At 42.2% G+C, this 12,384-nt stretch carries 14 protein-coding genes; all 14 read right to left on the bottom strand.

All coding sequences use genetic code 11. The features are described 5' to 3' along the window. Positions 1-2: 2 nt before the first annotated feature. On the bottom strand, positions 3-983 hold the full coding sequence (locus MTZ49_RS01490) for a hypothetical protein (protein ID WP_264746654.1): 981 nt from the start codon (positions 981-983) through the stop codon (positions 3-5). Next, positions 984-1,865, bottom strand: a complete 882-nt coding sequence (locus MTZ49_RS01495; protein ID WP_264746655.1) for a hypothetical protein — start codon at positions 1,863-1,865, stop codon at positions 984-986. 11 nt (positions 1,866-1,876) lie between these two features. Next, positions 1,877-5,872, bottom strand: coding sequence for a tape measure protein (locus MTZ49_RS01500; protein ID WP_264746656.1), 3,996 nt, complete (start codon positions 5,870-5,872; stop codon positions 1,877-1,879). Positions 5,873-6,148: 276 nt separating this feature from the next. Then, positions 6,149-6,616 (bottom strand): DUF6631 family protein, encoded by a 468-nt coding sequence (locus tag MTZ49_RS01505; protein ID WP_264746657.1) that lies wholly within the window; start codon positions 6,614-6,616, stop codon positions 6,149-6,151. A 1-nt stretch (position 6,617) separates the two neighbouring features. Next, a complete protein-coding gene (locus tag MTZ49_RS01510; RefSeq protein WP_264746658.1) occupies positions 6,618-7,373 on the bottom strand; it encodes a hypothetical protein in 756 nt (251 codons plus the stop codon). A gap of 6 nt (positions 7,374-7,379) precedes the next feature. Next, entirely contained in the window at positions 7,380-7,586 is a 207-nt protein-coding gene (locus tag MTZ49_RS01515; RefSeq protein ID WP_264746659.1) for a hypothetical protein, read from the bottom strand. 12 nt (positions 7,587-7,598) lie between these two features. After that, on the bottom strand, positions 7,599-7,823 hold the full coding sequence (locus tag MTZ49_RS01520; RefSeq protein ID WP_264746660.1) for a hypothetical protein: 225 nt from the start codon (positions 7,821-7,823) through the stop codon (positions 7,599-7,601). Positions 7,824-7,825: 2 nt separating this feature from the next. Continuing rightward, complete coding sequence (locus tag MTZ49_RS01525; protein ID WP_264747913.1) at positions 7,826-8,338, bottom strand: hypothetical protein; 513 nt, start codon at positions 8,336-8,338, stop codon at positions 7,826-7,828. Then, on the bottom strand, positions 8,290-8,802 hold the full coding sequence (locus MTZ49_RS01530) for a gp436 family protein (RefSeq protein ID WP_264746661.1): 513 nt from the start codon (positions 8,800-8,802) through the stop codon (positions 8,290-8,292). Before MTZ49_RS01530 ends, MTZ49_RS01525 begins: the two co-directional genes overlap by 49 nt. Further along, positions 8,802-9,224 carry a hypothetical protein gene (locus tag MTZ49_RS01535; protein ID WP_264746662.1) on the bottom strand — a complete coding sequence of 141 codons (423 nt, stop codon included), beginning with the start codon at positions 9,222-9,224 and terminating at the stop codon, positions 8,802-8,804. Before MTZ49_RS01535 ends, MTZ49_RS01530 begins: the two co-directional genes overlap by 1 nt. A 22-nt stretch (positions 9,225-9,246) precedes the next feature. Further along, positions 9,247-10,188 (bottom strand): phage capsid protein, encoded by a 942-nt coding sequence (locus MTZ49_RS01540; RefSeq protein ID WP_264746663.1) that lies wholly within the window; start codon positions 10,186-10,188, stop codon positions 9,247-9,249. A gap of 11 nt (positions 10,189-10,199) precedes the next feature. Then, a complete protein-coding gene (locus tag MTZ49_RS01545) occupies positions 10,200-10,559 on the bottom strand; it encodes a capsid cement protein (protein ID WP_264746664.1) in 360 nt (119 codons plus the stop codon). 3 nt (positions 10,560-10,562) lie between these two features. Then, a complete protein-coding gene (locus MTZ49_RS01550; protein WP_264746665.1) occupies positions 10,563-11,624 on the bottom strand; it encodes a peptidase in 1,062 nt (353 codons plus the stop codon). Positions 11,625-11,897: 273 nt separating this feature from the next. Beyond that, positions 11,898-12,383, bottom strand: coding sequence for a phage virion morphogenesis protein (locus tag MTZ49_RS01555; protein WP_264746666.1), 486 nt, complete (start codon positions 12,381-12,383; stop codon positions 11,898-11,900). Position 12,384 lies beyond the last annotated feature (1 nt).

Genomic DNA, 12,384 nt, shown 5'->3' on the forward strand with positions numbered 1-12,384 from the left:
ACTTAATCCCCATCATAACGAATAGCTACACCATACGTGCCACTATGCGTTTTATCACTGCTGGTAGCGTTGCGATCTGCTATATTTTTTCTTAACCAAGGGTAAAAGCGCCATTTCTCGTAGCCTAGGGTGACGATCTCACCGGGATTTATATTATCGATACGAGCATAACGGGCATGGCCTATAACGCCTACAATAGAACGCCTATTATCAGGTCTAATAATAGACGGCTGTATAGGGTGTAAGCCTGCGCCGCTATTCCATGTGCTAGGCTCTCTAGTAAGTAAGGGCATTAGTGTTAAAGTGGCGTTTGCTTGGCTTGGCATACCAGACCAAGAAGTTGTAGTCGCTGAACCAATACCATCTGTACCAGCTCCTGACCACTCAGTAGGAAGATCATTAACACCATGATGAAAGAGGCATTTTATAGTTTGATTACCATTGCCAGAAGTGCCGCCCTGTGCAACATAGTTAAATAAAGCACAGCTTATATGACCATTAGCACCGCTATTGCTTATATCACCACTGGCTAAAATATTTTTACCAATACCAGTGCCACCATACCAAATGCCCGTACCCGCTAAGTTTTCAATAGGCGATTGACCAAAAGCTATATAGCTCCAACTTTCTACACTATGGTTAATAAATAGATAAACCTCGTTAGGGTTTTCCATCACGTGTATAAAATAAGTTAATGGGTAAGGTATAGCATTATTAATGCCTGACAAAGAAGTCCAAAGATTAGGATAGCCTGGCACATAATAAGGGTTAGCTTCTACAACTGGCGTATTGATAATAGTAGTACCGCTTTGACCAGTACCCACTAATAGCGCTATAGTACCGTCATTAATAAAGGGTTTAGCGTAACAGTCGCCCTTGCTTAAGATACCGCTTGCCAACGTCCAGCCATTAGCTGTACAGGCATTTTGTAAGGCGCTTAATACTTCGTTTACATTGTTAGCACTTCCAGCTACAAATGGCATTTAATTAGCCCTCATTGCAAAATAATCATTCGCACCCGTGCGCCATACGTCTTGAAAGATAATCCATTCATCAGCGCCAACGGTTACAGTATTGGTTACTACATTATTAAAACCTGTGATATGGGCTACACCGTCTAATACACCGTAATTGCCATTAGTAGTGTCGGTTAGCTCTATTTGTTGTAAGGTATAAGTTCCCTCTGTATCTCTAAAATGAGTACTATTAACGTTACTGGCTGTACCGCAAATATAGCTATTATTCCAAGGCCAGCATTCAGGCATTAACCATGCTCCATTCATAAACATTTTTAAATTACGGTAGGTATAGTTGGGGCTACTTGTTGTACGGTAGCCCTTAAAGCCTATGCCATGATAGGTATCAGAAAAGCGGGTAGCTGCTGCACCCTCTAACATACCAATACACACTAAAGGCTGTGGGTACTTGTGGGGGTATTCAAGGGCATTGTATTTGCCCACGTAGAACGATTCATAAACTGTATTACCGCCTACAGCCAATACACCCGCTATGCGTTGTGGGTTAACTGATAACCAATATTGAATACTTTGATTATGAGCGGGAACACCACTAAAAATAACATTAGGCTGGGTAGTAATAGTATTACTAGGCACATAGCCAAGGGCAGTACCTACAGCCAAATTATAATAATCACTATTAGCATTTTGATAACAGTAGAAACAAAGGTATATTTCATCGTCGCCACTGTAGCCCGTGCCTTTTAAGATCAGTTCTCTATTATCTATCGTGGTGTCATAGCGTACCGCCTGCCAGCCATTAGCAGTGGCTAAGTCGTGGATAATTTGCAATAGCTCATAGTGGGCTAGTTGTGTGCTGTCTGTTGCTGTGCCTGTTTGAAATGCCATATTTTTAACCTTTATCCTAGTTGCAATGCGCTTTTAAATTCTTCTGGGTTTTCTTTCATAACAGTAACAATAGCCTCACGGCCGCTACTTGAGTTAATAGCGTTGGGTATCTCTTTTGGGTCGCGTAGAAATACAAAGCTTTGGCTATTGTTTACGGTAGCACTGTTATTGTTTATATTCTCGGCAGGCTCTACGCCCATGTAAGCGGGTACATCTACATTCGGGGCAGGCACACCCGCCAAGCCGCCTGTAGCATGTTTAACCCTTGGTATAGCGGCTAATCCATTGCGGTTTAAACTATTTAAAAAGGGTAGCATTCCCGGCTGTCTTACTACATCCGACTGAATAACAAATTCATCATCGGATAACCAAGCAGGGATAGAGTCACTTTTGCCAGTGCCAGCACCTTGTACATGGCCGCCATCTTTAAAAGCTTTAACGGCTGTCATTACAGCCATTAAAGCAGCTAAACCAATGGCCGCAGCACTACCAAAAGAAGCAGTAGAAGCTGTGGCTGCTGCTGGTGCCCACGCTGCCGTAGAAGCGGCTGCGGCTGCGGTATTGGTTGCAGTAGTAGTAGCCGCTGCGCTAGCTGCTGAGGCAGTAACAGTAGCATCTGAGGCAGTTTTGGCGGCTGTTACAGTGTTAATAGCGGTTACTGCTTCTGTAGCATTTTGGGCTACATTCCCAAATAATCCCGCTTCGTTGCTGGCTTGCATTGCGCCTAAGCTGCTAACGGCTGCGCTAATCGTTTGCGCGGCTACTATTGACCCTTGTTCAATGCCCATTTGCATAGCTAAAGCGCCTTCTTGTGACGCTGTGCTAATTGCTAAGGCTTGTGGGTCGGTTTCTGTTGTTTCCATACCACCAAGACCAAAAAAACTACCTAAACCACTTAAAGCCCCTGTTATTTCAGTGGCTGCATTTTGGGCTAGTGTTTGTACAAAGTAATTTAGAATACTACTGCCAATACTCTCAAAGATATTTAAAAAGGCTTCTTGTAAATTCATGGTTTGTTGACGTAAGCCCTCTATACTGGACTGTATACCGTCTTGCAAACCATTTCTCAAAGCGTTTTGTACTTCACTAGTCGTGGTTTGTAATACGAGTAACTGGTTATTAATATCGGTTAAATATTGTTTAGCCTGTTCACCCATTGCCCCCGGCATTTGTGCTGCTTTTTCTAAAGCAGGCAGATAACTTTTTACTATAGACGCGGTTTGCTTGTGTAGTTCAGTTATACGCTTTTGGCCTTGGTACTGAGTAATTAAGCCCGCTGTTACTTGAGCTTGTATGCTTTGCTCTTGTAGGTTTTGGTTAGTAAATGCTTTGCTTATTTCATTTTTTACAGCGTCTAGTTGAACTTTGGCTTTGCCTGCATCAAATAAATTTTTAGCAATGGCTATGCCTGCTTCGTTGCCATCCTTTTTTAGTTGTTCGGTGGTTTGTTTAAACTTGTTTTCTAGCTCTAATAGATCAGCGTCTAAGTCTTTTCCTGTAAGCCTTAGTAGATCAATTTGCATAGTGTTATTAGTACGGGCATTAGCGGTGGCTTGTGCCATTTTTTCAGTAGCAGAAACAATAGCTAAAGCAGCTTGGGCGCGTTTTAAATGCTCCCCAGTTAGATTTTTTTCGGCTAGTTCGTACTGTTGCACCTCTGCACGGGTCATATTTAAAGTAGCGGCTTGCTTCTCTAAGTCTTTTACATAGCGTTCGGCTTCTTCGGCTTGGCGTTGTTCGGTAGTTTTACCTGTGCGGCCTTTCTTGGGCTTTTCATCAGGCACAAAGGCTGAGCGATTGCCAATGCCACTGGTAGCACTGCTAGCTGATTTTAAGATAGCTTTGTATTTTTCTAGTTCTTTGGCTAAACGTTCTACCGCTTCTTTAGTATTGGCTATTTCTTCTTCGCGGTAAGCTTGTTCTTGTGTAGAAAAATTAGCCAGATTAGTTAAATAATCTTGCTGTAATAAATCAACGGTATTATTACGATCTGTAAAAGTACTTTCTTGTTCATTAACATAGTTTTGAATATTATCTATCGCATCTTGATAAAGAATAGCAGCTAGTGAGTCGTCCAGATCCTTGTTACCGTCTGCTATTTCTTTTCTTACGCTGGCTAAATGTTCGGCTGCTTTTTGATAAGCTGCTATTAATGGGTCTAAAGGCTCAGTAGTAGTAATTTGTGGTTGTGAGGCGGTGTTATAAAACTCGTCACGCTGTTTTATAAGTTCTTTGTTCGCTTCTTGCATGGCCGCAATATTTTTATTAATGGTGTCCGTTTGACTTTCTACGGTGCGACCTAGTAAACGTTCTAAGGTGTCTAGCTGAAAATCTGGCTCTTTATATTTAGCTAAAACACTTTGTAAGCGGGCAATTTCACTATTATTGTTATTAATAAGTTGTTCAATTCGTACAATGTCATCGGGCGCTATACCGCCTGTTATACTGGCGATTTCTTCGGCTAAAAAGCGCGTAACATTGGTTACATTTCCTACACCCTGTACAGTGGTTTTAGCTACTTGGCCTAGTGCTTGAATAAGGGTGTTAAGTCCTTCCCTTACTGCGGGGTCTTGTAGTACATCCCTTAACGCTTTTACAGCTTCAGTAAATGAGTCAATAAAACCAGCGTTACCCGCTTCTAGTTTAAGTTCTGTCCAGACATTCGTTAAGCTGGTTAGTTGACCTTGTAGGCCGTCGGCGGCTGTTTGCGCGCTACTGCCAAAGGCATTATGTAACTGGTCAGCAAAACGGGGTAAAAACTCAGAAGCAGGTACTAAACCTTTTTTAATCCATTCGCTTAGTTGCTTTGTATTTGTGCCTAAAGCTTGCGCGGCTTTATCAAATGTACCCGGTATATAGTTAGCTAGTTGTTGTAGATCGGTAAGCTGTACCTTGCCTGTACTAATCATGCGCTCAAAATTAGTTAAAATACTGGTCATGTCGCTAGGGGCAAGCTGTAAGGTTGTGCCTACTTCGTTAATACTCTCGAAAATATGTTGTAGCTCATTGGCTATGGCGGGGGTATCTTTAGCCGCTGCATAAAGTTTGCTATAGCTATTGGCAGTGCTTAATAGTTCTGTGTTTAATTTAGAAGATACTGTACGCACATAATCTAGTTGTTTGGCTGCTTCACTGGCAGAACCTGTAGCACTGGTTAAAATATTCTGGGTTTTTTGCCAATTAAGGTTAGTTTCAATAACTGATTTACCAAGATTAACTAGACTATAACCCGTAACAGCGGTAGCCAATAAACCAGATAAACTGCGTACAGCTTTAGTAAGCTTATTAACTTCATTAGTAGACTTTTTCGCGTCGCTGGCTACACCGCTTAAAGCGTTGCGTTTCTGTTGAATTTTCGCCATAGCATTATTAAAGGCGTCAATATCTATGCGACCTTCTCGAAAATGCTTTATAAGCTCCTGTTCTTGTTTGTCCAGATCATTTAGGGCTTTTTGGGTTTTATCTATTGCACCCAATAACTTTTGTAGGCTGGTTTGTTTCTTTTCGTTTTCGGCTGTGGTTTTTTTAGCGGTTTCAACTTGTGCGGCTTCGGCGGCTGCTTGTTGTTCGGCTGCTTGTGCGGCTGCGTGATAGGTACGCATGGCCGCATTTTGGGCAGCTGTGGTTTGTTGCCAGTTACTAGAAACTTGGCTTAATCGGTTATTAACCGTTTCTAAACTTTTAGCGGTTTGTTCGGCTGCTTGGGCTGCTTGGTTTTCGGTTTTAACCTGTTTTTCTAGGGTTTGCTGTAGTTCGTTATGAACCTCTACTGATTTTTTTTGAGCGCTGTTAGCATTTTCTACAGTGCTAGTGGTTTGTTTAATGGCATCATTAAGCTTTTTAGTACTGCTTGCTGTTTGCTCGTTAGCTTGTTGTTGTGAACTATTCGCCTGTTTAACGGCATCACCAACCCCCTTAAGGCTATCAATAACTTTTTTTTGTATATCGGCTTTAGCGTTATTAACGTCAGTTTTAAAACGTATAGCAAATTCAAGATCACGGGACATAGCTATTTACTTAGTAAGTTAAGATATAGCTATTGTGACGAATGGCTAAGGTTAATTCTTTTAGAAAATTCTAAAAAAAAGTGACCTATTTTTTAAGGTCACTTTCTAGTATTTTGAGGGATTTAGTAAAGTCTTTTTTGCTTTGTCTGGAAATATTTACAGCCCTTGCAATACGGGCTATTTCTTTGTTTTGCTCTAAAATTGCTTCATTATAAAATAACTCCAATTGGGGGAACGTATAAGCGCCCAGTTGTTCTTTATTATGGCCTGCCTTGATTAAGGTTGCGAAAATTTTAGCCCAGCTTGTTGTAGTGCTTGGCTTGCTGCTATTAGCTCTTTTAGCATTCCTTTTCGGGTCAGGCGGTTGATAAAAAAACTACCGTTAGCACTCCACCAGCTATCAATTAATAAATCAAAGTCGCTGATAGGTAAACTTCTTACCCATTCGGCAGATTTATCACAGCAAAGCGCTAATAGTTCGCTAGCTTCTGTACCATTATTAAAGAAAATATCCATAGCATGGTCTAACAGTTCGCTATCATGGTTTAACGCTAATTGGTCAAACGCCTTTTTAAGGGGGCTTATTAAGTGACTGTATTCAATGTGGTCATTAAAGGTTAATTCTTTAACCGTTAATAGTTCACCTTGAATAGTTACTTTGATATTAGGTGCTAATATCTGCTCGTCAGTGCGAGCAGATAGTTTAGCGTTTTCCTTTGCAGGGTCAGTAATTTTCTTAGCCATACTAGGCGGCCTTTAGTTGGAAGTCAGCAAAGCCCGCTAGACTGCCATCATCATTTACATTTAATTCATCATAAAGCAAGCTACCTGTTAAGGATAACTGGCCGTATTCTTCGTTAATCAGTGCAAATTCTTCGGCAGGGTCGAACTTACAACGGTAAGCATTAAATATTACTGGCTCTTGGGTTTCGGTATTAATACCATCCAAAATAACATACTTCTCTTTAGGTGTTTCACCAAAGATAGCAAAGTTTGAATTAGCTGTATAAGAATAAGAAACTTTAAGGGGTAATTGTAAGCCTGTTATATCGACTACTTCTAACATACCACCCGCTAAAGAACGTACTTTGACTTGGGCATCTGTTACCGTAGCGGGTGTACTGGCACTATCAGTAATAGTTACAACACCCTCTAAAAAAGTATGATCTAGTTTAATAATATCGCCTGTTTTTAGATTGTCTGGTAGTTCTTCATCGGTAACAGTACCCGCAGTTATTTTGGTTTCTTTAGCATACAGCGCTTGGATTAAGTTAGCTGCAAACAGTTCTTCAAAAACCACATTTAAAGTAGCATCTGTACTGGTAGTTAAACGGCCATAGGGTAAACGTTTACCGCTAAAACTTTCATTATGGGTAGTAGTTTCTGTACCAAGTCCTAATGTAAAAGTAGGTACGTTACCAACCCAAACTGGATTAACTGGCTTACCTAATGGCGAGCGATCAGCAAACAAAACGCGGGCTTGAATGGAATATAAAGACATGGTTAATTACTCCTTAGTCTTACTAGTTTTTTTAGTACTAGTAGCTGCTTCTGGGGTTTCTGTTTCGGTAGCTGCTTCTTTGCTAGCCTCGCCTACCTTACGCTCTACTAGCCAATCGTAAGTATGGGGCGCTACGTCAATAGTATCGCCGGCTTTATACTTTACGCCTTGGTGTTCGTGTGGTTTGATTAAAGTGATAGACTTTAACGCCATAATAAATAACTCCTAAAATGTTGTAGGTTGAGCAATTGACCGAGTTAAGGCCATAAAGCCTTGTTGTAACTCAGTTTTACCAATAGCTAACCAACGTTGGTCAATATCTGGCATTTGTGCAATTTTTTCATGTAAAGCGCCTACCTGTTCGGCCAGTACTTTAACTTCGTTCATTGCATCAATTTCGGCCTGTGATAAATCACGATAGCCCTTAATTTTTTTGTGTTGATCTTTCATACTTAACTTTTACCTATACTATGTTGTGTTTGGTATATATCAGCCCATAACAACGTATCTTTGTCATAGTCTATAACTCGCCCAGATACAAATTGACAAGCCCGTGCTAACGGTAAGCTAGGTGTCCAACCCATGATAGCCTCACGTACAAGGCCAATTAATAGGTAGGCATCTTGGGTGGCTACTTGGCCTTTGTCATAACGAAAATTACGCACCGCTACCACCACACCAAAAGTAACCGTTACTAGCTGCTTAACTTTTGATCTTTCGCCCGGCATACTGTTTCCAGTAGGATTGGGGCGGGCATTTTCTTGCGGTACAATGACATAGGCGCTAGGCGTTCTAAAGTCTGCTAGCTTTGATACTAGTGCATAGTCAGCCGCGCCGCCTATCTTTTGAAAGCCACTAACTTCCGACTCTAATAACCTTACTACTTGCATAAAATCAAAAGGCGCACTACTCATGGTTAATAATCCTTTAGGCTTTCGGTAGTAAATACCCTTGGTGGGTGGCATGTTTTAGGCGCTGCGCTATTCGGTGGGGTTAGGGTGTCATCTTCACCCAGTGAGAATTTACCCTCGGCCACCATCTGTAAGAACTTAAGCGCGTCTTTATAATCACGCACTATGGGGTCGTTACTTTCTAACGCTTGGCGGTTCTTATGTAAAAAGTAGCGGGTAATTACCCTAGACCAGTGAACCACCAAAGGAAATACTTTAATTAAAGGCAGCTTATAACCGCGCTTAGCTAAAAAACCGTCTATTACTCCGTCTGCATCAGTTCTGGCTTCAACAATAACCGCAATGACTAGCTGGGCTATTTCTACCTCGTCAGCAGGCCAGCCGCTTGTATCGCGCCCCCTTAGCATAGCGTCTAATAGATCATAATCGACGGCACTATAGCGGATAGGTGTTGCCACCTGTGATAACTCAGTAGCGCCGGGTTGTTCGGCTAAGTCGTTAAGCTGCACGTAAGCCATTATTTTTTACTCTTTTTCGCTGTAGTTTTAGGGGCTGCTGTAGGTTCTTCTGGGGCAGGGTCTACCGCTACGGCTGGTGTTTCTGCTACAGGTTCTACGGCTGGCGTAGCTACAGGGTTTTTTAACAGTTCTGTATCTGCTGGGATTAAATCAGCGTCTTTGTCAATTTGCCCACGCAGTACTAACACGCGGTTAAAATATTCATCATCCATAGCTATTTGTTCAATAGCTTCATCTAATGAAAATAAATCCGCGTTATTAGGTACTAATCCTTTTAGCTCGCTATAAGGCTCGCCACCACCAATAATAGCCCCAGCCTCTAACAGTGGGGCGGCTTCTTCTTTGGTTAGTTCGATAGAATCACCCAAAGTAAAGACTTTGTTATTATGGCGTAGCTTTTTATTAACTATAAATTTTGGCATGTTTTCACCTATCTAATAATGGCTATTGTTTTGGCGCTACGGCATTCTGGAAGAAATAACCCAAGTCTTTAGCGCACACTACTTCCTCTACCGACTCACCCACACGAACACGCACCCCACCGCGTAGCCCTAGATCAGGGTCAGTAATAAAGCCCGCGATCTTGTCGCCAAATTGTGCCGTAAAGCCAAAGGTAGCCCCACGCTGATTGGTGGCTAACTTGTTACGATAGATAAACGCTGCATGATTACCCCATGTGCGCGCTAGTTGTACATTTTGCCCCGGCTTGGCTATATTTACGTTAGCCTCACCGATTAAGATTTCTTCTAGCTCTAAGTACTCTTTTAAGAAGTTAAGCGGCACCATGCCCTCGTCACCTAAAGTGCCGTTAAAGGCTTTTACTACTTTAGGGTGGCTTCTTAAAATAGTACTAGTACGACGGCCAAGTACACCCACATTAGGGCGCATAATCACATCGTCTAAGGCTTCCATAATATTCTTTAATGGGTCACTGCTAGGGTCGCTCCATTGGCTGCTACCCGATAAAATTTGCTGATTATCAGCGGCATAGTTACTGCCATTAAAAACGGTATTTGCTACCCGTACTTCACGATCAAGTAATACAAGGTCGGTGGTAAATTCAGTAGCAGTGCCTACAGGGTCAGTTTTGCCGCTGGCTTGTGCGTTTAAGCGGTCACTTTCAGGAATAGGACAGTCAAGGCCATAGTCATTGGTTCTGGCTTGCTCTGTGGTTGAATTAAAACTTACTTGGTTAGGTTGACTAGTACGGCCTACCTTAGTATCTGGAATAGTAATGCCTTGCGCTAAGTCGTATTTTTCCCATGAAAACTTTTCAGCATCCACAGGCACACGGGGTAGCACTGAGTCAGCAATTAAGCTCTTATTTTGGTAAGCAATGGCTATGCCTGTTTGGACGGCATCAATAGTAAACGGTAAATCTTTCATTGTTTAAACTCCTAAACACCTACACCCGGTGTAACATAAATTGAACCAATATCACCCTCAACACCTGCTACCTCTGCAAAGCCTATGGTTTTATCGCCTGCGGTTGCTTTAATAGCGCGGCCTTGTGCGTCGCTAGTTACTGGGTCACCTATGGCGATAGTGCCACCGTAAACCACATTAGATAAACCGCTACGGATTACGCTTACATGGCGGCCTTGGGTTACGCCTATTTCGCTTGAAGTACCTAGCAAATAGTCAGTAGCAGCGGTAGCTTGTTTGGCTTCGCCATCATTACCCGTAGTGGCTACAATTAAATTGGCTTCTATGTCAGTAATGGCCATAAAAGCGCTTATAAGTTGTGGGATATGCATTGTTTATGCTCCTTTGGTAATAGCATTCATAGCTTGAGTAATGCTAATTTCATTGCCTAACTTAGCCTGTTCTGCTTTGTAAGCTCGCGCTTTTTTGGCTAATACTTGAGGCGTTAAGTTGTCTAAGTCTTCGCCATCTGCTTTGGACTTTTCCGCAAAATTAATAATTTCGGGCGTAGCGTCTAACAGTTCGCGCAGCACTTGGTTAGCTGGTTTACTAACTGCTTGACCGTTTTCTGAGAACTCCAACGGCTGCTCAGTTGGTAGAGCAAGCAATAATTCCACGACTTTTGATTGCTGGACGGGTAAAAGCTTGCCAGCCTTTGTAAGTCCTTCCGCATAATCCAGCGCTTCTTTGCGTTGCTTTGCCTGTTCTTGCTGTTTGAGTTGGGTTTGTAAGCGCTCAATTTCTGCGTCTTTGTCTTTGAGTTTTTGCGCTTGTTCATCATTAGCCCCCTGTGGGGTAGCTTTGTTTGGGTCGGTCATGGTAGCGGGTTGCTCCGTTGTGGTTACAGTTGCCCCACCGCCTGCTGGTGGGGGCGTTGCCTGCTGTGGCTGTTCTGACGTAGTAGCAGGCACTATGTCAGCGTCGTTGCCCTCTGGTTGGTTGGTATTGGGTGTAGGTTCTGAAAATTCCAACGTAATAGCGCCGTCATTCTCACTAAAATTAATATCAGGCATCCCCTTAATAGCGGGTGGCTGTGCGCCTAAAAAGCCTATATGTCTTAGATAGTGCTTGCCCGGTGTTGGGTTGCCCGGTGTATTGGGTAAGTAAATAGAAGCGCTGCGCTTTTTCCATGCACCTTGCGCCACGCTTTCTGCAAAGTCTTGATTAACTTGTTTAGGGGTGGCATATAACAGGCCATCTTTAACGGTTAATGACTCTGCCCAGCCATACGCAGGGCTATTGTCTTTAGGGTGTCCACAGACTAAAGGCGCTTCGTGTAGCGTTGGGTTATAGGTTGTTGCTATTTCTTGTAAAATTTCAGGGGTTACGTTGATTTCTTCACCACTCATGGCGGTATGTTTACCCACTGGAAATATGGCTATAGGTTTACCGTTCACATGTTAAGCCCTCGTATAGTTGATTAGTCGCGTTTGTTTTATGAGAGTTATCAGTTTGCGCGTTGGGCTGTTTTAAATCTTTTAGAAAATTCTAAAATTTTTACTAGGGTATTTTTAAGGGTGGTTTTAACTAAAATAGATTAGGGATTAGATTATTATTGTTAGATAGCCCTAGGTTTGTTTATAAAGCGTTTATAAGCGTTTTTTTAAGTGAATTTGATAAATGATATAAATAACGGAAAAAAACGCTTAAAATGCAATTTAGGGCTATTGTTAGTTATTAGCTTGTAAATGGTCTTGAATGATTAAATATATTTCTTCTTCGTCATCTTTGCCAACCCCTAACCAGTTACGGGCTGGAATATCGCCAAAAGGTAGCTCTAGGTTTTTCTTAGGGCTTTTACCAAATTGGCCTCTTGGTGCGCCAAAGTGCATTAATGCGCCATAGATTCGATCAGTACCGACGGCTAATTCATTATTGCTCACTTGCCAGAATATCTGCCGGTATAAACCGCCTTTACGTTGTAGGATTTTGCCGGGGTTTGGTTTTTTGTATTTTAAGTAGTTGGGCGAAAGGGCTTGCCATGCGTCGCCATCGGGTGTTTGTTCTTTATCAAAGTTATCTTTAGTGCTAATAACTAAATACTCGCCAATATCCTTAAGCATCAATTCTGGATTAGCTAAGGTGTTAAAAGCGTGTTGTAGCGTATCGTCAATAATAGTGCTATTGGCTGTTATCTCTACCCGTATTCCCGCCATA

Source organism: Entomomonas sp. E2T0 (assembly GCF_025985425.1).
In the GTDB taxonomy this organism is placed as follows: Bacteria; Pseudomonadota; Gammaproteobacteria; order Pseudomonadales; family Pseudomonadaceae; genus Entomomonas.

Excerpts from the sequence above, each read along its gene's own strand:
- MTZ49_RS01545 (WP_264746664.1), bottom strand. The coding sequence starts at position 10,559 with ATGCATATCCCACAACTTATAAGCGCTTTTATGGCCATTACTGACATA.
- MTZ49_RS01515 (WP_264746659.1), bottom strand. The coding sequence starts at position 7,586 with ATGGCGTTAAAGTCTATCACTTTAATCAAACCACACGAACACCAAGGC.
- MTZ49_RS01525 (WP_264747913.1), bottom strand. The coding sequence starts at position 8,338 with ATGCCACCCACCAAGGGTATTTACTACCGAAAGCCTAAAGGATTATTA.
- MTZ49_RS01495 (WP_264746655.1), bottom strand. The coding sequence starts at position 1,865 with ATGGCATTTCAAACAGGCACAGCAACAGACAGCACACAACTAGCCCAC.
- MTZ49_RS01510 (WP_264746658.1), bottom strand. The coding sequence starts at position 7,373 with ATGTCTTTATATTCCATTCAAGCCCGCGTTTTGTTTGCTGATCGCTCG.
- MTZ49_RS01530 (WP_264746661.1), bottom strand. The coding sequence starts at position 8,802 with ATGGCTTACGTGCAGCTTAACGACTTAGCCGAACAACCCGGCGCTACT.
- MTZ49_RS01535 (WP_264746662.1), bottom strand. The coding sequence starts at position 9,224 with ATGCCAAAATTTATAGTTAATAAAAAGCTACGCCATAATAACAAAGTC.
- MTZ49_RS01500 (WP_264746656.1), bottom strand. The coding sequence starts at position 5,872 with ATGTCCCGTGATCTTGAATTTGCTATACGTTTTAAAACTGACGTTAAT.
- MTZ49_RS01505 (WP_264746657.1), bottom strand. The coding sequence starts at position 6,616 with ATGGCTAAGAAAATTACTGACCCTGCAAAGGAAAACGCTAAACTATCT.
- MTZ49_RS01490 (WP_264746654.1), bottom strand. The coding sequence starts at position 983 with ATGCCATTTGTAGCTGGAAGTGCTAACAATGTAAACGAAGTATTAAGC.
- MTZ49_RS01520 (WP_264746660.1), bottom strand. The coding sequence starts at position 7,823 with ATGAAAGATCAACACAAAAAAATTAAGGGCTATCGTGATTTATCACAG.
- MTZ49_RS01555 (WP_264746666.1), bottom strand. The coding sequence starts at position 12,383 with ATGGCGGGAATACGGGTAGAGATAACAGCCAATAGCACTATTATTGAC.
- MTZ49_RS01540 (WP_264746663.1), bottom strand. The coding sequence starts at position 10,188 with ATGAAAGATTTACCGTTTACTATTGATGCCGTCCAAACAGGCATAGCC.